Origin of the sequence: Salmonella sp. 32100201201700099SM, from assembly GCF_017572645.1 — a bacterium.
Taxonomy (GTDB): Bacteria; Pseudomonadota; Gammaproteobacteria; order Enterobacterales; family Enterobacteriaceae; genus Salmonella; species Salmonella enterica.
Window position 1 is genome coordinate 96,138 of record NZ_JAGERQ010000004.1, and the last position, 23,160, is coordinate 119,297.

The following is a 23,160-nucleotide window of genomic DNA, read 5'->3' on the forward strand; positions in this document are numbered from 1 at the left end:
CCCTTTATTCCATATCCTTGCGATTCACCGCATGGTTGTCAGCCAGCGGTATGGGCGGAGTTTGAGTGGTTGTCGCCACCGGCGCGGCCGGTTGGCCATCGGTTTGCGTATGTTCCTGGATTAGCGGTTGCGCAGGCAGCGGAGAACTTTTCTGCGGTGCGGTGGGGGGCTGACCTTCCAGCATTTTGCACGGCAGCAATAGCGCGTTGGCCAATAGCTCTGGTGTAAACGTGGGCGGGAGTGATGCTTCACACTGCGCCGCGCCATCCCAGAAGACTTTCAATGTTTCCCCGGCTTTTACGCCCGCCAGCCAGGCGTTGCCGTCATCGGCCACCAGGCCCAACTGCTGCTGGCGCTCGTTTTTCACTTCGGCGCCGAAAGGTGGGAAGTCGCCGTCTGCCAGCCGGAAAACCGCCATCATTTTCTCGCCGCTGACCACGTCAAAGTGACGGTAGCCGATGGCGCCTTCGGTGAGCGTGATCTGCACAACCGACTTAGTAGCTTCCGCCTTCTCCGGCAATTTGTTCAGATCGATACGCGCCAGGCTGCGCGAATAGCTTCCGACATCCGCAATCACGGCCTTGCCGAAAATGTTGGTTGAGGTTGGCGAGCCGTTACCGCTAACGGGGACGTCCGCAATGCCGTCGGTATCAACCAGCAAACGTGTGCTGCCCGCTAAACTTCCCCGGTGTAGCGCGCCGCCCTGGGTGGTCAGCGTCATGCCGCCGCGCAGCGACATACCCAGCGAACGGTACGATCCTTCTTCATAATCCGCGCTCAGATCGATGTCCGTCAGCGCGCCCTGATGGCTGTAATAACCGTCTGCCTGCGCGCCTTGTTCATCCTGCCCGACGTGAAGCTGCCAGTTATCGCCGTTCTGGCTGTGGCCGGAATAGCCGAGCTGATTACGGTGTTGACTACCGTTAAACGTACCGTTGTAGCTGATGGAATCATTGCCCCAGGGAACAGACAGCGAGATATAGACGCCATCATCTTTATCACCGTTATATTCGCTGCGATAGCCGTTCAGCGACGCACTGAGATTTTTTATCGACCCTAAGTCGAAGTACCAGGAAAGAGACAGGTTATAGTTACTCTGATCCGGGCTGTCCCAGAAGGTACTGCGTGAGTAGCTGAAATAGGCGCTCATGCCCTGTTCACGGAAGTTCTGGTTATAGGTGACCGTATAGCGTTCTTTTTCGTGACCGGCATTGAGATGATGATAGGTTTTCGCATCCAGATAGTCGCTCATGCTCATAAAGTTCTTTTCTGAGAAGCGGTATCCGGCAAAGGTTAGTCGGCTGTCGATTTCATCAAAGTCACGGGAGTAGCTGATGCGATATGAGTTACCCTGCAGCGTTTCGCCGTCAAACCCGTCGTCTTGCGGCATGTGGGCGATGGAGTGCGTAATGTCCACCGCCACCGCGCCCACCACGCCAAGATCCTTACCGCTTCCCAGCGCCACGGCCTGATAGTTGCTTTCTCCAATTGCGCCGCCATAGAGCGACCAGCCGTTGGTGACCCCCCACGAAGCCTCCGCCGAGGCGAATGTGCCGGTAATGGGGTGATGATCCCAGTCCTGCGGGCGGCCCAGCGCCATCTTGTAGCGCACCATGCCGGGGCGCGTCAGGAAGGGAACCGATGCGGTGTTAACGTCAAACTCCTGGGTCTGACCGTTCTGCTCTTCCACGGTGACGTGCAACGTACCGGAAACGGACTGGTTGAGATCCTGAATACGGAACGGTCCTGCGGGCACCTGCGTTTCATACAGTACGCGCCCCTGCCAGGAGACTTTGACTTTGGCATTAGAGCGCGCAATGCCCACGATCTCCGGCGCATAGCCGCGCAGTTTCGGCGGCAGCATCTGATCGTCAGAAACGACGCTGGCACCGATATAGTTAAAGCTGTCGAAAACATCGGACTGGAGATAGCTTTCGCCCAGCGTAAGTTTGGCCCCGAGCGTCGGTAGTGCGCGATAGGCGTAGTAGCGGCTCCAGCTCTGATCGTGGAGGGTGGAAGTGTTCTCGTCATCGTCACGATGGTCGTAGCTGGCCTGCCAGTCGGCCCGCAGTCGCCATGCGCCCAGGTTCGCGCCTAACGTCCCGTTGCCGCTGATGCTTTGCTCTTCGCTGCCGCTTTCTTGATCGTGGCGGAGCTGATTATTAATGTTGTAATCCAGAATGATGCCGGGAATACCATTATCCCAGCGGGCGGGTGGGTCCCAGTCGACATCGCTGTATTCCATATACGCCTGGGGTAAATTCACCAGCAGCGTGGAGTGTCCCAGGTCGGCCTGAAAATCCATGCCTTTCAGTGAATCTGGCGCCAGACATTGTCGTTCACCGTGCGTTATCCAGACGAGTTTTTCCGCGAGTTCCGGCTTTATACCCAATTGCGTAACTAATTCTGGTTCTGCGCAAACCTCGCTTCCTTGTGGATCATGTTCTGGAATAACCCAGTTAACAGGAAATTCCTGCGGCAGAGTCTGTCCGTTAATTTTAATTTGTAAGAGGTAGACGCCTGGCAGAATAAAACCCTTACGAGAAAACTGTGCAATGTTAACGTTATCGCGATTTTTTACATCGAGGAAATCGGTATTAAATTCGATGTCTTTGCCTGACGCGCTATAAGGGGAGGCGCTTAGAAGCATTCCCACTCCGCACGCTATTGGGCAAAGAACACTTTTCCATGTGTTATTCATCAAATATATTCCGCAATAAAACTCAACAGGAATACCCTACCTAAAGCGGCAGGGTATTATCGTCGTGACTCTGTTAACTGAATTACAGGTAAGAGATAGTGACGTTGGCGGCGCTGCTGAATTCACCTGTGCCTACGGTGCCGGTTGCTGCGCCAACCAGCCAGGCGGTGAAATTCAGGCTTTGCTTCTCATCAAGAATGGTATCTCCGTCCAGGTCCGCAATGGCCTGTGTATAGGTATCGCCCAGTTTGATATTGTTTTTGCCAGCATCGCCGATTGCCAGGCTTACATTGCTAATAGCGCCAGTACCGTCAGTCTTCATCAGCGCGAGATTATCCGTGGCGCCTGTAGCCGCTGTGGTTCCACTACCTGTAGTGAATACCACATTCATATTTTTCTCGGTAGCCCAGGTACAACCCTCAAGATCGATATGAAAAGTACGGGCATTGTTGATGGTCGTTTTACCATTACTCAGTGTGCCATTACCGATACTTGAACCCATATTGACTGTTTGATCTTCCGTATCCAATGTGACAGAGCAGGGGGAGTCAACAATATTACCAAGGAAAGTGACCTTTGCTGTGTTGCTACCCGCGGCTTGAGCGCCGGAGACAATTCCCATAACTAAAGATGCAGTTACTGCCAGTTTACAAAAATGAGATGACTTCATCGTGTTATCCTTAATTAACGTGTTTTATGGCAACATTTTGTACGCGTATACCAAGGGATATGCGGCATAGAGCCATGCTGCGGGCTTTGGGTAAAAAATAGGTCATAATAAAAATATTATATTTCTACATTTTTATGAGTATATTCTTATGAACAGAATGGTCGTACAGGTTCATAGAATATTATATGTAATACTTTCAATATATTTATTTCATGTGTGTTTCAGAAAAAACAAAAAAGCGGTCTTTTTTGAATATTAAACTGGCGTGCATGCTACTCGTTTTTCCGTAAAAGTGAAATAATTTATTTTTTTTGAAAGGGAAGGCTCTTTTGGGTGGGGGGCTTATAGTGTTTGCATAATTTTTTTACTTAATTGATGTTATTTATAATGCCTAGTGCAAATATCTGTTTTTTTTAATAAATTAGTTATATGATTATTATATTGTTGTGTATCGATTAATAATTTTAAAGTTATACGGGAAAGGTAGCATTCAACACCTGTTAACAATATATTTTATTATATAGGCGTTGTCGTAGTGTCTCTGTGCGTGAATGGTTAAGAATAATACGTTACAATTGTCGCTAGTATTTACAACCGATTAAAGATCATGACAACTAACCATCAAATTGACCGTCTTCTCACCCTCATGCAGCGCCTGCGCGACCCGGAAAACGGCTGCCCGTGGGATAAAGAGCAGACCTTCGCCAGCATCGCGCCTTATACACTGGAAGAAACCTATGAAGTACTGGATGCGATTGCGCGTGAGGATTTTGACGATTTGCGCGGCGAACTGGGCGACCTGTTGTTCCAGGTGGTGTTTTACGCGCAGATGGCGCAGGAAGAAGGCCGCTTCGATTTTAATGATATCTGCGCTGCCATCAGCGACAAGCTGGAGCGCCGCCATCCGCATGTTTTTGGCGAGCTTTCCGCGGATAATAGCGAAGAAGCATTAGTTCGCTGGGAACAAATCAAAACGGAAGAGCGCGCGCAAAAAGCGCAGCATTCCGCGCTGGACGATATTCCGCGTAGCTTACCGGCCTTAATGCGCGCGCAAAAAATCCAGAAACGGTGTTCAAACGTGGGCTTCGACTGGACGACGCTGGGACCGGTCGTCGATAAGGTCTATGAAGAGATCGATGAGGTGATGTTCGAGGCGCGGCAGGCGGTTGTTGATCAGGCTAAACTGGAAGAGGAAATGGGCGATTTGCTCTTTGCCACGGTCAACATGGCGCGTCATTTAGGTACGAAAGCGGAGCTCGCTTTGCAAAAAGCGAACGATAAATTTGAACGTCGTTTTCGCGAAGTTGAACGTATTGTTGCAGCCAGAGGCCTGGAAATGACCGGGGTGGACCTGGAAACAATGGAAGAAGTTTGGCAGGAAGTAAAACGCCAGGAAATTGATCTCTAAAGGTTTTAGGCGGTCAAGAGCGATTTGTGTGATTTTTTAAATAACAAGCGCTTGATTTACGTCAAAAACATTTACCTCAAAGGGGCTATTTTCTCCCTCCCTGTGTGAATGTCAGCTTGACGAAGAGGAGGAATAATGAAAGTTTGTGGCGTAGGTCATGTTCGGGTATACTGCTTTCCCGTCCTGGTTATTCCATCGTCTTTTAAACCTAACTTCTCAGGTTCCGCATGACAACGAACTATATTTTTGTGACCGGCGGGGTCGTATCCTCTCTGGGTAAAGGCATTGCCGCAGCCTCCCTCGCAGCCATTCTGGAAGCCCGTGGTCTCAACGTGACCATCATGAAACTGGATCCGTACATCAACGTCGATCCGGGTACTATGAGCCCAATCCAACACGGGGAAGTGTTCGTTACTGAAGACGGCGCTGAAACCGACCTGGACCTGGGGCACTACGAGCGTTTCATCCGCACCAAGATGTCTCGCCGCAACAACTTCACGACTGGCCGCATCTACTCCGACGTTCTGCGTAAAGAACGCCGTGGCGACTATCTGGGCGCAACCGTACAGGTAATCCCTCACATCACTAACGCGATTAAAGAGCGCGTGCTGGAAGGTGGCGAAGGCCACGATGTGGTACTGGTGGAAATCGGCGGTACCGTCGGTGATATCGAATCGCTGCCGTTTCTTGAGGCGATTCGTCAATTGGCGGTAGATATCGGTCGTGAACACGCGCTGTTTATGCACCTGACGCTGGTACCTTACCTGGCGGCTGCGGGCGAAGTGAAAACTAAACCGACTCAGCACTCCGTGAAAGAGCTGCTGTCTATCGGTATTCAGCCCGATATTCTGATTTGTCGTTCCGATCGCGCGGTTCCTGCCAACGAGCGTGCAAAAATTGCATTGTTCTGTAATGTGCCGGAAAAAGCCGTTATTTCAATGAAAGATGTCGATTCCATTTATAAAATTCCAGGCCTGTTGAAATCTCAGGGGCTTGATGATTATATTTGTAAACGATTCAGCTTGAACTGTCCGGAAGCTAACCTGTCTGAATGGGAACAGGTCATTTACGAAGAAGCGAACCCGGCAGGCGAAGTGACTATCGGCATGGTCGGCAAATATATTGAACTGCCGGATGCCTATAAGTCGGTGATCGAAGCGCTGAAACACGGTGGTCTGAAAAACCGCGTTACCGTCAACATCAAATTGATCGATTCGCAAGATGTTGAAACGCGCGGCGTCGAAATTCTGAAAGATTTGGACGCTATCCTGATCCCCGGCGGCTTCGGCTATCGTGGCGTTGAAGGTAAAATCGCCACTGCGCGCTATGCGCGTGAAAACAATATTCCTTATCTGGGCATTTGCCTGGGGATGCAGGTTGCGTTGATTGAGTTCGCTCGTAACGTGGCCGGCATGGACAACGCCAACTCAACGGAATTTGTGCCAGACTGTAAGTACCCGGTTGTGGCGTTAATTACCGAGTGGCGCGATGAAGACGGTAACGTTGAAGTCCGTAGCGAGAAAAGCGATCTGGGCGGCACCATGCGCCTGGGCGCGCAGCAGTGCCAGCTTAGCGATGACAGCCTGGTACGTCAGTTGTACGGCGCGCCGACGATTGTTGAACGTCATCGCCATCGTTACGAAGTCAACAATATGTTGTTGAAACAAATTGAAGCAGCGGGTCTGCGTGTCGCAGGCCGTTCCGGTGATGATCAGTTAGTCGAGATCATTGAGGTACCGAATCATCCGTGGTTCGTGGCCTGTCAGTTCCATCCGGAATTTACTTCCACGCCGCGTGATGGACATCCGTTGTTCGCTGGCTTTGTTAAAGCCGCCAACGAGCATCAGAAACGTCAGGCGAAGTAAAAAAGTTAGAACGGCGGTGCACCCTCAGCGGTGCACCGTTTGTCTGAAGTTTTAGTTTAACTAGTGACTTGAGGAAAACCTAATGTCCAAAATCGTTAAAGTCATCGGTCGTGAAATCATCGACTCCCGTGGTAACCCGACTGTTGAAGCTGAAGTACACCTGGAAGGTGGTTTCGTAGGTATGGCGGCGGCTCCGTCAGGTGCTTCTACTGGTTCCCGCGAAGCGCTGGAACTGCGCGATGGCGACAAATCCCGTTTCCTGGGTAAAGGCGTAACCAAAGCTGTTGGCGCGGTTAACGGCCCGATCGCTCAGGCTATTCTTGGCAAAGACGCTAAAGACCAGGCTGGCATCGACAAAATCATGATCGACCTGGACGGTACTGAAAACAAATCTAACTTCGGTGCAAACGCCATTCTGGCTGTCTCTCTGGCTAACGCCAAAGCTGCTGCTGCCGCTAAAGGTATGCCGCTGTACGAGCACATTGCTGAACTGAACGGCACGCCGGGCAAATACTCCATGCCGGTTCCGATGATGAACATCATCAACGGCGGCGAGCACGCTGACAACAACGTCGACATCCAGGAATTCATGATCCAGCCGGTTGGCGCGAAAACGGTTAAAGAAGCCATCCGTATGGGTTCTGAAGTTTTCCATCACCTGGCAAAAGTGCTGAAAGGCAAAGGCATGAACACCGCTGTGGGTGACGAAGGCGGCTATGCGCCGAACCTGGGCTCCAACGCAGAAGCGCTGGCGGTAATCGCTGAAGCGGTTAAAGCGGCTGGTTACGAGCTGGGTAAAGACATCACCCTGGCGATGGACTGCGCAGCATCTGAATTCTACAAAGACGGTAAATACGTTCTGGCTGGCGAAGGCAACAAAGCGTTCACCTCCGAAGAATTCACCCACTTCCTGGAAGAGCTGACCAAACAGTACCCGATCGTTTCCATCGAAGATGGTCTGGACGAGTCTGACTGGGACGGTTTTGCCTACCAGACCAAAGTACTGGGCGACAAAATCCAGCTGGTTGGTGACGACCTGTTCGTAACCAACACCAAAATCCTGAAAGAAGGCATCGAGAAAGGCATCGCTAACTCCATCCTGATCAAATTCAACCAGATCGGTTCTCTGACCGAAACTCTGGCTGCAATCAAGATGGCGAAAGACGCTGGCTATACTGCTGTCATCTCTCACCGTTCTGGCGAAACTGAAGACGCTACCATCGCTGACCTGGCTGTTGGTACCGCTGCAGGCCAGATCAAAACCGGTTCTATGAGCCGTTCTGACCGTGTTGCTAAATACAACCAGCTGATTCGTATCGAAGAAGCTCTGGGCGAAAAAGCACCGTACAATGGTCGTAAAGAGATCAAAGGCCAGGCGTAATCCTGCTTTTACCTCTTAACGTAAAAACCCGCTTCGGCGGGTTTTTTTGTATCGGTTCAATAGCGCAGCTGCTGTGCATGACCGGGCAGACGAAATCTGCAATAATTAACGATTATCCCCTTAACAGAGAACGCTATGCAGTACCCGATTAACGAGATGTTCCAGACCCTACAAGGCGAGGGTTACTTTACCGGCGTCCCCGCTATTTTTATTCGTTTACAGGGATGTCCGGTCGGCTGTGCCTGGTGCGATACCAAACACACCTGGGATAAACTTAGCGATCGGGAAGTGTCCCTGTACAGTATTCTTGCAAAAATCAAAGAGAGCGACAAATGGGGGGCTGCGAGCAGCGAAGATCTACTGGCGGTGATTAATCGTCAGGGCTATACCGCGCGTCACGTTGTCATCACCGGTGGCGAACCCTGTATTCACGACCTCATGCCGCTCACCGATCTGCTTGAAAAGAGTGGTTTTAGTTGTCAGATTGAGACCAGCGGGACGCACGAAGTGCGCTGTACGCCTAACACCTGGGTAACGGTTTCACCAAAAGTGAATATGCGCGGAGGATATGACGTGCTTTCCCAGGCGCTGGAGCGCGCCAATGAAATCAAGCATCCCGTTGGGCGAGTTCGTGATATTGAGGCGCTGGATGAACTGTTAGCCACGTTGAGCGATGATAAACCGCGCGTGATTGCTTTGCAGCCCATTAGCCAGAAAGAAGACGCGACGCGTCTGTGTATTGAAACGTGTATTGCACGTAACTGGCGGCTGTCTATGCAAACGCATAAATATTTAAATATCGCCTGATGCATTACTAATCTTACAGACGGCCTGCCGATGCCGTCTGTGACTCATCCATTACCTTGCATTGTTTATTTTCTCTATGTGAATTTCGATGAGTGTATAAAAGCGCTGATAAATTTTTCCATAGCGATGCACGGATCACGCTATTTTGGTAAATTTAAAGAAAAAATCATTCTATGAACTTTTTTGCATCAAAATCAGCAAATTAGCTGTTCTTTAATAATTTAAATTGTTGCGATTAGGTTGGTGGAATGTGGTGCTGATAAAAAATAGTTTATAAACAACGATATACGTTTAGTGTGTTCCCCGCGCCAGCGGGGATAAACCGAATTCTTCTCTTTCGTTGAAAAACAGGCCATCGTGTTCCCCGCGCCAGCGGGGATAAACCGGAAGATTTCAAATCACCGGCGCAACTCGAACAGTGTTCCCCGCGCCAGCGGGGATAAACCGGGGATCGCGCTGGCGGTCGCATCCGTTGCCGTGTGTTCCCCGCGCCAGCGGGGATAGCCGTTGCATAATCATAATCTGTGTACCAGTAATGGCTGCTACAAACCTGTAAAGTAAAAAGGCCGCGTTTTCCCGGGGAGGCTTTTATACAGGAGAAGGCCATGGCGTTAAGGATCAGGGTATTGCTCGAAAATCATAAGGGAGCTGGAGCGGATAAATCGTTGAAGGCCCGGCCAGGATTAAGCTTGTTGGTCGAGGATGAGTCTACGTCTATCTTGTTCGATACCGGCCCTGATGGCAGTTTTATGCAAAACGCGTTGGCGATGGGGATCGACCTGTCCGATGTGTCTGCTGTGGTGCTTTCGCATGGTCATTACGATCATTGCGGCGGCGTGCCGTGGCTTCCTGATAACAGTCGAATCATCTGCCATCCCGATATTGCGCGTGAACGTTATGCGGCAATGACTTTTCTCGGTATTACCCGGAAAATAAAAAAATTGTCGTGTGAGGTGGACTATTCACGCTACCGAATGATGTACACGCGTGACCCCCTGCCGATTGGCGAAAACTTTATCTGGTCAGGGGAAATAGCAGTGGTCGCGCCTGAAGCCTACGGCATTTTTGGCGGCCACGATGCGGAGCCGGACTCTATTTTGGATGAGGGTGTACTGATTTACCAATCGGCAAAAGGATTAGTCATCATTACGGGATGCGGGCATCGGGGGATCGCAAATATTGTCCGGCACTGTCAGAACATTACCGGTATAAAGCGGATTTACGCGCTTGTCGGCGGATTTCATCTCCGCTGCGCACACCGTTCACGCTGTGGCGAGTCAGGCGCTTTCTGCAAGAACAAAAACCTGAAAAACTATGCGGTTGTCACTGTACAGGGGCCTGGGGGCGGTTGTGGCTACCGGAAATAACCGCACCTGCAACCGGTGATGTGCTGCGCTTTTAACACCGCGCTGGACAATGTTTTCACTGATAAAACGTCGTGTGGATAGGCTGGAATCAATCTGCCATCCAGCCCACGCGTTAATAAACCTTATTCGCCGCGATAGACGCAGCCGGCTGTACAGGTCTCTTTCACCATCACGGCGCTCAGTAGCGGCACGACAGGTTTAACCTGATCCCAAATCCATTTTGCCAGCACTTCGCTGGTGGGATTGGACAGCCCTGGAATATCATTCAGATAGTAGTGATCAAGACGATCGTAAGTAGGTTTAAACGCCGCTTTGAGATCCGCGAAATCCATAATCCAACCGGTATGCGGATCGACTTCACCGGTAATTTCGAGACGCACCATAAACGAGTGTCCGTGCAGGCGGCCGCACTTATGCCCTTCAGGCACGTGAGGCAGGCGGTGAGCGGCTTCAAAGGTGAAATCTTTATACAACGTGGTGGACATGATGAACTCTCAGGCAATAAAAAAACCGCCGTAGGGTACCGGAAAGCGCATTTTTTATCATTAACTAAAACCATTCTCCGCCTTGTGACGGGCAATTAATTTAAGAATTTCCAGAAAATTTAATAATTATCAATCAATTATAAAATCGATTTTGGCGTTAATAACGATAACTAAAACAGGTTAGTTCATTTGGTTATTTGTTATTTCCAACCCTTCTTTAATTGTTATTCCTCTCACCGTTACCCTTATCCTTAGTTTGGGATTTATCGCTTATACACTTCATCCTTCAAGCCGCATCTGTGTTGACTGCGTTTACTCGCCCCAGTCACGTATTTATGTACGCTCCTGGGGCGCGATCAGCTTACAGTCTGAGCTACAGCGAACTTGAATGATTTTGTGTATAGATCCGCTTTGCTTACTGGAACATAACGACGCATGACGACACCGGCTCCACTGACTGGGTTGCTTCCGCTTAATCCGGAGCAACTGGCGCGCCTTCAGGCCGCGACAACCGACCTTACTCCCGAACAGCTTGCCTGGGTCTCCGGCTATTTTTGGGGCGTACTGAACCCGCGCTCAGGCGCTGTTGCCGTCACGCCTGCTCCTGAGGGGAAGATGCCGGGAGTTACGCTTATCTCCGCTTCGCAAACCGGCAATGCGCGTCGTGTGGCGGAAGCGCTGCGTGATGATCTGCTGGCGGCCAACCTTAATGTGACACTGGTGAACGCCGGCGATTACAAATTCAAACAGATTGCCAGTGAAAAACTGCTGGTGATAGTGACGTCCACCCAGGGAGAAGGCGAGCCGCCGGAAGAGGCCGTCGCGCTGCATAAGTTCCTGTTCTCGAAAAAAGCGCTGAAACTGGAAAACACCGCTTTTGCCGTGTTTAGCCTCGGCGACACCTCTTATGAATTTTTCTGCCAGTCCGGAAAAGATTTCGACAGCAAACTGGCGGAACTGGGCGGTGAACGCCTGCTCGACCGTGTCGATGCTGACGTTGAATATCAGGCAGCTGCCAGCGAATGGCGCGCCCGCGTGGTTGATGTTCTGAAGTCCCGCGCACCTGTCGCGGCACCTTCGCAATCCGTCGCTACTGGCGCGGTAAACGACATCCACACCAGCCCCTATACCAAAGACGCGCCGCTGACCGCGACCCTCTCCGTGAATCAGAAAATCACCGGTCGCAACTCGGAAAAAGACGTTCGTCATATTGAGATTGATTTAGGCGACTCCGGTCTGCGTTACCAGCCGGGCGATGCGCTGGGCGTCTGGTATCAGAACGATCCGGCTCTGGTGAAGGAACTGGTTGAGTTGCTGTGGCTGAAAGGCGATGAGCCGGTGACGGTTGATGGTAAAACCCTGCCGCTCGCCGAAGCGCTGGAGTGGCACTTCGAGCTGACGGTGAATACCGCCAACATTGTTGAGAACTACGCGACCCTGACGCGCAGTGAGTCGCTGTTGCCATTAGTGGGCGACAAAGCGCAGCTCCAGCACTACGCCGCGACCACGCCCATTGTTGATATGGTGCGTTTCTCTCCGGCGCAGCTGGATGCTCAGGCGCTAATCGGCCTGCTGCGTCCGCTGACGCCGCGTCTGTACTCCATCGCCTCCGCGCAGGCGGAAGTGGAGAGCGAAGTGCATATCACCGTTGGCGTGGTTCGTTATGACATTGAAGGCCGCGCCCGCGCCGGTGGCGCTTCCAGCTTCCTCGCCGGCCGCGTGGAAGAAGAGGGCGAAGTGCGCGTGTTTATTGAACACAACGATAATTTCCGCCTGCCAGCGAATCCGCAGACTCCGGTGATTATGATTGGCCCAGGTACGGGTATCGCGCCGTTCCGCGCCTTTATGCAGCAACGCGCCGCCGACGGTGCGGAAGGCAAGAACTGGCTGTTCTTCGGTAACCCGCACTTCACCGAAGACTTCCTTTATCAGGTTGAATGGCAGCGTTACGTGAAAGAAGGCGTGCTGAACCGGATCGATCTGGCCTGGTCCCGCGATCAAAAAGAAAAAATCTACGTACAAGACAAACTGCGCGAACAGGGCGCGGAGCTGTGGCGCTGGATCAATGACGGTGCCCACATTTATGTCTGCGGCGACGCCAGGTGCATGGCCGTAGATGTCGAAAAAGCATTGCTGGAAGTGATCGCTGAATTCGGTGCAATGGACATCGAATCGGCAGATGAATATTTAAGTGAGCTGCGCGTAGAGCGCCGTTATCAGCGAGATGTCTACTAATGAGCGAAAAACATCCAGGCCCACTGGTGGTCGAAGGTAAACTGTCCGATGCCGAGCGCATGAAGCGTGAAAGTAATTTCCTGCGCGGCACCATCGCGGAAGATCTGAATGACGGCCTGACCGGCGGCTTCCACGGCGATAACTTCCTGCTGATCCGTTTCCACGGCATGTACCAGCAGGATGATCGCGATATTCGCGCCGAGCGTGCGGCGCAGAAGCTGGAGCCGCGTCACGCGATGCTGCTGCGCTGCCGTCTGCCGGGCGGAGTGATCACTACCACCCAGTGGAAGGCGATCGACAAATTCGCGGCGGATAACACGATTTATGGCAGTATCCGTCTGACCAACCGTCAGACCTTCCAGTTCCACGGCATTCTGAAGAAGAACGTCAAGCCAGTGCACCAGATGCTGCACTCGGTGGGGCTGGACGCGCTGGCGACTGCCAACGACATGAACCGTAACGTGCTGTGTACCTCTAACCCGTACGAGTCTCAGCTGCATGCTGAAGCCTACGAGTGGGCGAAGAAGATCTCCGAACATCTGCTGCCGCGCACCCGTGCGTATGCGGAGATCTGGCTCGATCAGGAGAAGGTGGCGACCACCGATGAAGAGCCGATCCTCGGTCAGACCTATCTGCCGCGTAAATTTAAAACCACGGTGGTGATCCCGCCGCAAAACGATATCGATCTGCACGCCAACGACATGAACCTTGTGGCGATTGCCGAGAACGGCAAGCTGGTCGGCTTTAACCTGCTGGTGGGCGGCGGTCTGTCTATTGAGCATGGTAATAAGAAAACCTACGCTCGTACGGCCAGCGAGTTTGGCTATCTGCCGCTGGAGCACACCCTGGCGGTAGCCGAAGCGGTGGTGACCACGCAGCGTGACTGGGGTAACCGTACCGACCGTAAAAACGCCAAAACCAAATATACCCTTGAGCGCGTCGGTGTCGACACGTTCAAAGAAGAAGTTGAGCGTCGCGCGGGGATCAAATTTGAGCCGATCCGCCCGTATGAGTTTACCGGTCGCGGCGATCGTATCGGTTGGGTGAAAGGGATCGACAACAACTGGCACCTGACGCTGTTTATCGAAAATGGCCGCATTCTGGATTATTCGGGGCGTCCGCTGAAAACCGGCCTGCTGGAGATCGCGAAGATTCATCAGGGCGAGTTCCGTATCACCGCTAACCAGAACCTGATTATTGCCAGCGTGCCGGAAAGCCAGAAAGCGAAGATCGAGACGCTGGCGCGCGACCACGGGTTGATGAATGCGGTGAAACCGCAGCGTGAAAACTCAATGGCCTGCGTGTCGTTCCCAACCTGCCCGCTGGCAATGGCGGAAGCCGAGCGTTTCCTGCCGTCGTTCACGGACAAAGTGGAAGCGATTCTGGAAAAACACGGCATTCCTGATGAGCATATCGTGATGCGCGTGACCGGCTGCCCGAACGGCTGTGGTCGCGCGATGCTGGCGGAAATTGGCTTAGTAGGGAAAGCGCCTGGTCGTTATAACCTGCATCTTGGTGGCAACCGTATTGGGACACGTATCCCACGGATGTATAAAGAAAATATCACCGAGCCGGATATTCTGGCTTCGCTGGGTGAACTGATTGGGCGCTGGGCGAAAGAGCGTGAAGCGGGTGAAGGCTTCGGCGACTTTACGGTGCGTGCGGGCATCATTCGCCCGGTGCTCGATCCCGCGCGTGATTTCTGGGAATAACCTGAATTGCCGGATGGCGTCTGTGTAGGCCTGATAAGCGCAGCGCCATCAGGCAAGGCAAACAGTGAGGAACTTATGTCCCAACTCGATCTCAACGCATTGAATGAACTGCCAAAAGTCGATCGCGTACTGGCGTTGGCGGAAACCAACGCTCAACTGGAAACGCTGACTGCCGAAGAACGCGTGGCCTGGGCGCTGGAAAATCTGCCCGGCGAATACGTGCTCTCCTCAAGCTTTGGCATCCAGGCGGCGGTGAGCCTGCACCTGGTGAACCAGATTCGCCCGGATATCCCGGTGATCCTCACCGATACCGGCTACCTGTTCCCGGAAGCCTACCAGTTTATTGATGAGCTAACGGACAAACTCAAACTCAACCTGAAAGTTTACCGCGCGGGCGAAAGTCCAGCCTGGCAGGAAGCGCGCTACGGCAAACTGTGGGAGCAGGGCGTTGAGGGCATTGAGAAATACAATGAGATCAACAAAGTCGAGCCGATGAACCGGGCGCTCAAAGAGTTAAACGCGCAGACCTGGTTTGCGGGTCTGCGTCGCGAGCAGTCCGGTAGCCGCGCGCATTTACCCGTTCTCGCTATCCAGCGCGGCGTGTTTAAAGTGCTACCGATTATCGACTGGGATAACCGCACGGTTTACCAGTATCTGCAAAAGCACGGTCTGAAATACCATCCGCTGTGGGATCAGGGCTATCTGTCGGTGGGCGATACGCACACCACCCGCAAGTGGGAGCCGGGCATGGCGGAAGAAGAGACACGCTTCTTCGGGCTGAAGCGCGAGTGCGGGCTGCACGAAGGGTAATTGTCCTTACGCGGTATGATTATACTTGCTGCTATGAAAAATCCGGCAGGCAGCCGGATTTTAAATTGGTTATATTACTGACTATCTTTATGTCAGTAATATATTACGACTGCACCCATCTTTACCAATGTGCAAAGAACGTTCATGGGTTAGATATAGCTTTTCAAGAATTACATCAATAAACATTTTTTTTGCATGATAGTCGTTATAATCCTGATTAAGTTTTTTTAAAAAACCAGAATTTGTTGGTTTAAACTCTGCAAACGGCGAATAGGTATGTAGTAAATAGGAGATACACGGATGCATCATGCTAAAAGCGACTTCACCTTGTACCTCCTGATAACCTATTTTGCAAAACTGAGTTGTAGGCTCAAAGTTACCTGCATTAATACAGGTCAGCATCGATTTTTCATCTTCAGTAAGCGAGTCCTGCCATTCGACAAGCGGGTGGTCTGGAGCCTCTGCGGGACGCATCATCTCATAAACCGCCGCTTTGATTTGTGCATTGCCCGTCACTTCTTTTCGTAGAGTTGAAATCGACTCCTGAAGTAATTCCGGGTGCCAGGTCATCTTCGCACCAATCACCTCGCATATTTGTAAAAATAACTGTCTCTCCTCTCTACTCATAGATTCTATCACTGCATCATCTGATATATTAAGGATGTCCTTAATATTGCTTTGGCTGATCACCGTGTCGCCGACCATAAGTAAAAATTGTGTCTGAGAAGCGTCCATCTTGATAGTAAATAGATCCTGATGAGCCGGGCAGGCCAGATGTTGTAGCCGTTTAAAGGCGTAAATTTTATTTATATCCTCTACGTTAACTTCCATCTCTCCAGGTTCGCCACGGCCCTGCCCGTGAATGATGGAGTGTAACACTTCCAGCGCATGGTCCTTTTTTTCCGCTCTAAAATGATCCTGGACTTTATCCCAGCCCCCCATATGGATTGCTTTTTCTTTATCTGCGCTTAACAGATGAGCAATCCGACTTTCATTAAGCGTATAATTTTGATGATTACCGAAGCTTAAAGTGACTGGCATAATATTTTCCTTCAAATTTATATTATTCAATATCCGGAGTAAAATATATCGTTCAATTCGCTCTTTTTTATTAAACAGACAAGGTTTACTACAGGAGAGAATGTGAACGGCATTATAAATACAGCACATTTATGGTTGATAATCCTTTGTGGTGACGATAATTCAGACAAAAGGTAGATGATTCGCCGCAAATGGTCGTTTTTTTAAATTTTGGTTTGTCATGGATAGTGTTGATGCTGAGAGATAAAGTATGATGAAATGAAGTAGTTAAATTTAATTAAGGGTATTCATGGAAATGGATATAGATAGAGAAGCTACAAAGATTTTAGTGAATCTAATGTAATAACTTCTCTATACAACGGAGTTAGAATAATACCCGTTATCCAACCAATCCAAAACGTTTACTGTAATAGCTAGCTTCTCCGGTATCAGATACCAGCACAATCTGTCCGGAAGGGCGATGGTGGCGTTTTCTGAAACAGGCTAATGTTTCCTCATCTGGACATTGGAATGTACCAGAATTTTTTTGCCACCATGATTTTCGGACGGATAAGCGACTTTTTTCCCAGCAGAAATCTATTTCATCAACTAAAGGGCGTAGCTGTCCATCAATGTCTTTTCTGGCGAGATAAACATCAACACTCTCTTCACCCAGACGGGTAGAAAATTCTCTATCTTTATCCCATAAAAAGTCGCTGGCTTCTCGATCGTAACCGAGATCGTAACGTAATAAATTTTGCGCAGCCACTGAACGTTGGCTAAGGACTTTGCCAAAGGCAACGTCAGAGATCGTCTGCAAGCCTGCTGGCGCAGCAATTTTCTGCTCGTATACGCCGTCAACGAGTGCTCTGGCATTATCCGGCATACGGATCTCACCATGTTGACGCAGCAGCGCCTGGGTACGCCACAGGCAGGCATGATCGGTGTAAACAAAGCCGGTACCTTTTAGCTCTTGCCCCAACCAGCCCTCTTCTGCCTGCTCCTGCCAGTGAGGGGCCAGAATATGCAATACTGGTGGCTGGCGTTCATCCGGAAGCGTAGATTTTCGTTGCCCATGGGCATCGCGGATATGGCGTTGCAGGCGACCGGCGCGCTGGATCAATAAATCAATCGGCGCCAGATCGGTGATCATCCAGTCAAAGTCCAGATCGAGACTTTGTTCAACGACTTGTGTGGCGATTAATACCTTACCACGTCGTTCAGAAACGGGGGCATTGTTACCAAACCAGTTTAACGTTTTATTTTCAATAGCAATACGATCGATAAAAGCAAAACGGCTGTGGAAAAGCAAAAGATCCTGCTCTGGAACGATTCCCTCGTGTAGCAACTGCTGGTAAGTGTCCAGCGCATCATCAACCGTGTTGCGGATCCAACAAATGCACTGTCCGGTTGCCACAACGCGATAAATAATGTCCAGTGCTTCCTGGCGCTGCTGTATCCAATTAACGGCTACAGTCCTTTGGACTTCGGGACGTGTGGCCAGTGGTTGCTCTAACAGACCGGAGGAAGTGAGGTGGCTTAACCATGGATAACCCGCGTTATCGCTACCACCAGCGCTCATAAATTCCGCGCCATCGCTAAACGCATTAAGTAATTTTTCCCGTAAAGCGGCGGGAAGAGTGGCGCTCAGAATAATAGCGCTACCGCCCTGGGCGGCATGGAAGCGCAATAAACCTTCCAGCAATTTAACCATATAACCATCATAGGCGTGCACTTCATCCAGCAGCAGGATTTTGTCGCGCATCCCTAGCAATCGGAGCGATTGATGGCGAAAAGGCATCACCGCCATTAAGAGTTGATCCAGCGTACCTACGCCGACTTCCGCCAGCAGCGCTTTTTTGCGTGAATCTGCAAACCAGGTATGGCACTCAGTAGTCGCGTTGCCATCATCACGGGCATAATCTTCAGCTATATTTTCTGTTGGCTGCCAGATGGATTGTCGGAAAGAGTCCGACATTTCTCGCCCACCGTGTGCCAGGATGAGCGATGGCCTGGACTCATCGGTAAATAGCGCATGATAAGCCGATGCCAGGCGCTGATACATGGCGTTTGCGGTGGCCATTGTCGGCAACCCAACGTAGAGACCGTGGCCTTTATTGGCTGACATTAAGCGGTGAGTCAGAATCAGTGCGGCCTCTGTTTTGCCTGCTCCGGTAACGTCTTCCAGGACAACCAGCTGTGCACCGGGTGCTGAAATATCCAGTTCGCTTGCTCGTTGCTGAAGAGGGGTGAGCGTCTGAATGAACGGAAATAATGCCCGGTGATCTTGATAATGGCTGTGCTGAGATAACGGCGGCATTCGGAGGATGGCCTGTTGGGCTTTTTCACAAGCGAGAGGCCAATAATCTTTCAATGGCATGGCGCTGCTGAGCAGTGGAAACTGGCTTTCATCCGAGCCCATCCAGTCGGCGAGGGTGACAAGCCCAGCGAAAAACCAACTGTGCTGTTTTAAACATTTTCTCCCTGCTTTGGTTTTCCATTCCTGAGGTAGAGTGAAAGGGAATAATTCACTTAATGCTTCCAGATAATGCGTTGCTGCGACAATGTCTTCATCGGTGAATGCCAGCGAGCTTCTATTTTTCATGGTGTCCGGCGGGATGCCATGGTGCCCGGTGCTAATAAGCATCCAGCTATTTAAAGCGCTTTCAAACCTGGCGCGATTTTCTGGTTCAATGCCTGCGATAATTTCATTACTACCTGAACTCCACGCTTCAAATAATTTACCCCATAAATAGAAGCCTAAGGAATCATGTCTCTCAAATGCGGAAACACCGCTAATGGGAGAGACTAAGGGAGAGTCTGGGAATTCGGCGTATTTTTGAAATCCTCTGGCGAATTTTCCGATATCGTGGCTGGCAAGAAACCAGATTATCCAGTTTTCTGCATTTGTACCTGAGATATTACATTCTTTTAATATATTACATGAATTGAATGTATTGTTTTTTATTATGTATTCCCCGCATGCAGCAACGTCCAGGCAATGGTATGCCAGTAAATGATAATTACAGGTTATGTTTTCTGTTGATTTATCTGTTTTCCCCCAATAGCAGAGGTAGTCCAGATATTCTATCTGTGTCATCTTTTTTCTGTAGGAGGGGGATTACAATGAAATCGATAATAAATTGGGATACGGGTAATTGGCCAGTTTTTTTGTCTGGATTAGGTTATCCCCGCTGGCGCGGGGAACGCTGCGCTATTAAGACTGCATCTACGGTTTATCCCATAATTTTAGGGAACGTATTAAAGATAACAGATAACTATAAAAAATACATAGTCTGATTTAAGACTGTATCTACTTTTTATTTATATTTTCGTCTTCGAGAAAATGTAGTATAACTCCGATGACAGTATTTAAGAGATACCTCAGGACGGAACCTACCTATAGGTAGGTAATATTCCAAATTGGCTTAATAAATAGCCCTGCAGGAGTAAAGGTATGGATTTAACCAAAGAGAAATGGCTTCCCGTCATATTCTCAAACGGCGATAAAAAGAAAATATCATTACGCGATCTTCTGGATAACCGCATTCAGGATCTTGCCTATCCTCGGGCTGACTTTCAGGGGGCGGCATGGCAAATGCTGATTGGTATTTTACAATGTACCGTCGCGCCGGAAGATAAAGAAGAATGGGCAGATATCTGGCATGAAAGTATCGAATTCGAACAATGGGAGAAGGCGTTAAATACGATTTCTCTGGCTCTACAGTTCGGCGAGCAAAAACCTTCCTTCCTGCAAAGTTTTGATCCTCTCGATAGTGAATATGGTTCTATTGCCGGGCTGCTGGTGGATGCTCCGGGCGGGAATGCGCTCAAGCTCAATAAAGATCATTTTGTAAAACGTGGCAACGTAGAACAAATATGTCCTCACTGCGCGGCGATAGCGCTATTTGCGATTCAAACCAATTCACCTGCCGGCGGGGCGGGTTACCGGGTAGGGATGCGCGGCGGTGGTCCGCTGACTACGCTGGTGGTACCGCAGGAAGAAGATAAATATCCACTATGGAAAAAACTTTGGCTTAACGTTTTGCCGCAGGAAGAGCCGCCGAATGTTACACAGCATCCACTCATTTTTCCCTGGCTTGCGCCGACGAAAACCAGCGAAAAAGCGGGGAATGTGGTCACACCGGATAATGCGCACCCCTTGCAAGCCTACTGGGGGATGCCGCGGCGCATAGAACTGGATTTCACCCACACTGTGGCAGGTATCTGCGATTTGTGCGGGGAGCATCACGAATCACTGCTACTGCAAATGCGTAGTAAAAATTATGGCGTTCAGTACGACAGTTGGCTACATCCCTTCTCCCCATATCGGCAGGCATTGAAAGATCCATCCGCACCCTGGCTGGCGTTTAAAGGGCAGCCGGGCGGGTTAAGTTATAAAGACTGGTTGGGGCTGATGCTCAATCGTGAGGATAAGTTCAACAAAATGCAGCCTGCAAAGGTCGTTCGTGCCGCTGGTCAGCGGAACAAAATGAGCCTGTGGTGCTTTGCCTAGGATATGGATAAGGCCAAGGTCCGCTGCTGGTATCAGCACCGAATTCCGCTCATTAGCGTTTCGCACGAAGAGCAATTTCTCGCTGCGCTTAACATTGTGCTGGTGCTGGCTAGTGAGTCGCTGTCGCTGTTACGGAACGCGTTAAAGAGCGCTAAATTCGATTGTCCGAAAGAAGCCAAAATGGATTTTAGTATGGTGGATATCGCCTTCTGGCAGGAAACCGAACCCGCTTTTCGGACGTTGCAAGAGGCGCTGGCTGTCGATCCGCTTCGGCAGGATACACAGACTCGTCACGCAGTAAGTCAGTGGGAGGCGGAATTAGCACACTATCTATTTCACGTTTTTGACCGTGATGCCCTGACCAACCCCGACTGCCCGGACGATATCCTGCAGCGCCAGCTGACGGCCCGACAGGATTTAGCCAGCAGCTATCGTAAACATAAAGCGCGCAAGGATGTGTTGGCGCTGGTCGAATAACAGAAGGAAGCCAAATATGCTGAATAGCAATACAGCAGTGTTATGCAGAATTCTCCACCCCGATGCGCAGAAGGCACTACTTGACTGGTTTGCTACGCTGTCTGAGCGTTATGAGCGCAAGGATGGTAAACGAGTCAACGGTCGCGCCTGGCGGGCTGAGTTGAAAAGAATGGCGCCGCCATATGGCGTAATGATATGTGAAGGGCATGACGCTCTCCGCCAGGCTCTGCTTAAACATATGCGACTGCAACCTCTTGATGAGATGGCTCTGGCTCTGTTTGTCAGCGTCGCTGTGCATATTAAGAGTCATAAGGAGAATATTAGTTTCGCTGCGCAGTTAGGGGAAAAGCTTAAAGGTTCCACGTCGTGCGTTTCTGGTCTGCGTTTTGAACGTTTGCAAAAAGCGTCCGACCCGGAAACATTTTGCCAGTTGTTGATTCAGGCAGTGAAGATTCGCGGTACGGAGGGGGTGAATGTTCTTTCACTTGCCGATGGCATTTTCCTGTGGATGGAAGAGTGGCAACGACGCGAAAACCATCAGCCGGAATTCCGTAACCCCTTTGAACGAAGTCGCATCCGTTGGGCGAACGAATATCTTTCCACGTCGCGTGGCAAATAATCATTTTTAGAAGGATTTGATAATGACAACTTTTATTCAACTGCATTTATTGACTGCTTATGCGCCCGCTAACCTGAATCGTGATGAGTCTGGCAGACCGAAGACCGCGTTTATGGGAGGAGTTGAGCGTTTACGCGTATCGTCGCAAAGTCTGAAGCGTGCCTGGCGGGTGTCGGAAACTTTTGAAGCGGCAATGGATGGCTTTATGGGTAAGCGTACTCGTCGAATTGGCGTGGATTATGTTTATCGTCCGATGAAAGATGCCGGAATTGAAGAAAAAATTGCTAAGAGTTCGTCTGAGTTAATCGCTAAGCAATTTGGCAAGCTTAAAAGTGATAAAGATGCGAAACCGGAAAAAAATCTCGAAATTGAGCAGATCGTTCACGTCAGTAACCATGAAATTAGTTTGATTAAACAACTGGTTGATACGCTAATTGCCGACAAACGCGAACCTAACGATGAAGAAGTGAAGCTTCTGCGCAAAGAGCAGCGTAGCGTAGATATGGCGCTGTTTGGCCGTATGCTGGCGTCATCGCCTGAGTTCAACGTCGAGGCTGCTTGTCAGGTATCCCATGCGTTGGGCGTAAGTGCCGTGACCGTTGAGTCTGATTTTTTCACCGCCGTTGACGATCTGAATAATAAAGAGGAAGACGCAGGTTCCGGGCATATGGGCGAGCAGGGTTTTGCCTCGGCGCTTTTCTATACCTATGTCTGTATCAGCCGCGATCTGCTGGTGGAAAACCTGGGTGGTAACGAAGAACTGGCGAAGCGTACTATCGCGGCACTCACTGAAACAGCGTTAACCGTCTCGCCAACCGGTAAACAAAACAGCTTCGCTTCTCGTGCCTATGCCACCTATGCGTTGGCCGAAGTCGGGCAAAAACAACCGCGTTCTCTGGCGGCGGCATTTTTCCAGCCGGTACGCGATACCGATCAAATTCCTGCGGCAATAACCCGTTTAAAACAGCAGCGCGCCAGCTTCGATAGCGTATATGGAAACTGTGCAGACGATTATCGCGAGTTGAACGTTCAGGAAGGTACGGGATCTCTGGCGGAATTACTGGCCTTTGTTAGCCAGTAAGGATGA

14 protein-coding genes and 2 pseudogenes are annotated in these 23,160 nt (G+C 50.5%); 11 read left to right on the top strand and 5 right to left on the bottom strand.

Going from position 1 to position 23,160, the window contains the following annotated elements:
- Window positions 1–4: 4 nt before the first annotated feature.
- Both J4685_RS07825 and J4685_RS07830 read right to left on the bottom strand, forming a co-directional pair.
- The gene (locus tag J4685_RS07825; RefSeq protein ID WP_071818056.1) at window positions 5–2,701 is read right to left on the bottom strand and encodes a fimbrial biogenesis outer membrane usher protein; all 2,697 of its coding nucleotides are present in this window, start codon (window positions 2,699–2,701) and stop codon (window positions 5–7) included.
- Between the two features lie 82 nt (window positions 2,702–2,783).
- Complete coding sequence (locus tag J4685_RS07830) at window positions 2,784–3,371, bottom strand: fimbrial protein (RefSeq protein WP_000842512.1); 588 nt, start codon at window positions 3,369–3,371, stop codon at window positions 2,784–2,786.
- Between the two features lie 607 nt (window positions 3,372–3,978).
- On the opposite strand from J4685_RS07830, the gene mazG reads away from it, so the two are divergent.
- The 5 genes and pseudogenes from mazG to J4685_RS07855 all read left to right on the top strand — a co-directional run bounded on the left by mazG (window position 3,979) and on the right by J4685_RS07855 (window position 10,234).
- The gene (gene mazG, locus J4685_RS07835) at window positions 3,979–4,779 is read left to right on the top strand and encodes a nucleoside triphosphate pyrophosphohydrolase (RefSeq protein WP_000210451.1); all 801 of its coding nucleotides are present in this window, start codon (window positions 3,979–3,981) and stop codon (window positions 4,777–4,779) included.
- A gap of 227 nt (window positions 4,780–5,006) precedes the next feature.
- Window positions 5,007–6,644, top strand: a complete 1,638-nt coding sequence (gene pyrG / locus J4685_RS07840; protein WP_000210861.1) for a glutamine hydrolyzing CTP synthase — start codon at window positions 5,007–5,009, stop codon at window positions 6,642–6,644.
- Window positions 6,645–6,726: 82 nt separating this feature from the next.
- The gene (gene eno / locus J4685_RS07845) at window positions 6,727–8,025 is read left to right on the top strand and encodes a phosphopyruvate hydratase (RefSeq protein WP_000036734.1); all 1,299 of its coding nucleotides are present in this window, start codon (window positions 6,727–6,729) and stop codon (window positions 8,023–8,025) included.
- A gap of 135 nt (window positions 8,026–8,160) precedes the next feature.
- A complete protein-coding gene (gene queE / locus J4685_RS07850; protein ID WP_001199962.1) occupies window positions 8,161–8,832 on the top strand; it encodes a 7-carboxy-7-deazaguanine synthase QueE in 672 nt (223 codons plus the stop codon).
- A gap of 605 nt (window positions 8,833–9,437) precedes the next feature.
- Window positions 9,438–10,234, top strand: a pseudogene (locus tag J4685_RS07855) (MBL fold metallo-hydrolase).
- 87 nt (window positions 10,235–10,321) lie between these two features.
- On the opposite strand, the gene queD reads toward J4685_RS07855, so the two are convergent.
- Window positions 10,322–10,684, bottom strand: a complete 363-nt coding sequence (gene queD, locus J4685_RS07860) for a 6-carboxytetrahydropterin synthase QueD (RefSeq protein WP_000108313.1) — start codon at window positions 10,682–10,684, stop codon at window positions 10,322–10,324.
- Window positions 10,685–11,119: 435 nt separating this feature from the next.
- Between queD and cysJ the strand changes: the two genes are divergently transcribed.
- From cysJ to cysH, 3 genes are all read left to right on the top strand, one after another.
- A complete protein-coding gene (gene cysJ / locus J4685_RS07865; RefSeq protein WP_000210904.1) occupies window positions 11,120–12,919 on the top strand; it encodes an NADPH-dependent assimilatory sulfite reductase flavoprotein subunit in 1,800 nt (599 codons plus the stop codon).
- A complete protein-coding gene (gene cysI, locus J4685_RS07870) occupies window positions 12,919–14,631 on the top strand; it encodes an assimilatory sulfite reductase (NADPH) hemoprotein subunit (protein ID WP_001290675.1) in 1,713 nt (570 codons plus the stop codon). Before cysJ ends, cysI begins: the two co-directional genes overlap by 1 nt.
- 75 nt (window positions 14,632–14,706) lie before the next feature.
- On the top strand, window positions 14,707–15,441 hold the full coding sequence (cysH, locus tag J4685_RS07875) for a phosphoadenosine phosphosulfate reductase (protein WP_000080389.1): 735 nt from the start codon (window positions 14,707–14,709) through the stop codon (window positions 15,439–15,441).
- 87 nt (window positions 15,442–15,528) lie between these two features.
- On the opposite strand, the gene sopD is transcribed toward cysH, so the two are convergent.
- Window positions 15,529–16,482, bottom strand: coding sequence for an SPI-1 type III secretion system effector SopD (sopD, locus tag J4685_RS07880; protein ID WP_001145531.1), 954 nt, complete (start codon window positions 16,480–16,482; stop codon window positions 15,529–15,531).
- Window positions 16,483–16,861: 379 nt separating this feature from the next.
- Window positions 16,862–19,561: a CRISPR-associated helicase/endonuclease Cas3 gene (locus tag J4685_RS07885; protein WP_000192065.1), complete on the bottom strand. Its 2,700-nt coding sequence runs from the start codon at window positions 19,559–19,561 to the stop codon at window positions 16,862–16,864.
- A 357-nt stretch (window positions 19,562–19,918) separates the two neighbouring features.
- Here J4685_RS07885 and casA point away from each other — a divergent pair.
- From casA to cas7e, 3 genes and pseudogenes are all read left to right on the top strand, one after another.
- A pseudogene (gene casA, locus J4685_RS07890) lies at window positions 19,919–21,454 on the top strand (type I-E CRISPR-associated protein Cse1/CasA).
- A 16-nt stretch (window positions 21,455–21,470) separates the two neighbouring features.
- The gene (gene casB, locus J4685_RS07895) at window positions 21,471–22,073 is read left to right on the top strand and encodes a type I-E CRISPR-associated protein Cse2/CasB (protein ID WP_000935107.1); all 603 of its coding nucleotides are present in this window, start codon (window positions 21,471–21,473) and stop codon (window positions 22,071–22,073) included.
- A gap of 22 nt (window positions 22,074–22,095) precedes the next feature.
- Window positions 22,096–23,154, top strand: coding sequence for a type I-E CRISPR-associated protein Cas7/Cse4/CasC (cas7e, locus tag J4685_RS07900; protein WP_001670238.1), 1,059 nt, complete (start codon window positions 22,096–22,098; stop codon window positions 23,152–23,154).
- Window positions 23,155–23,160 lie beyond the last annotated feature (6 nt).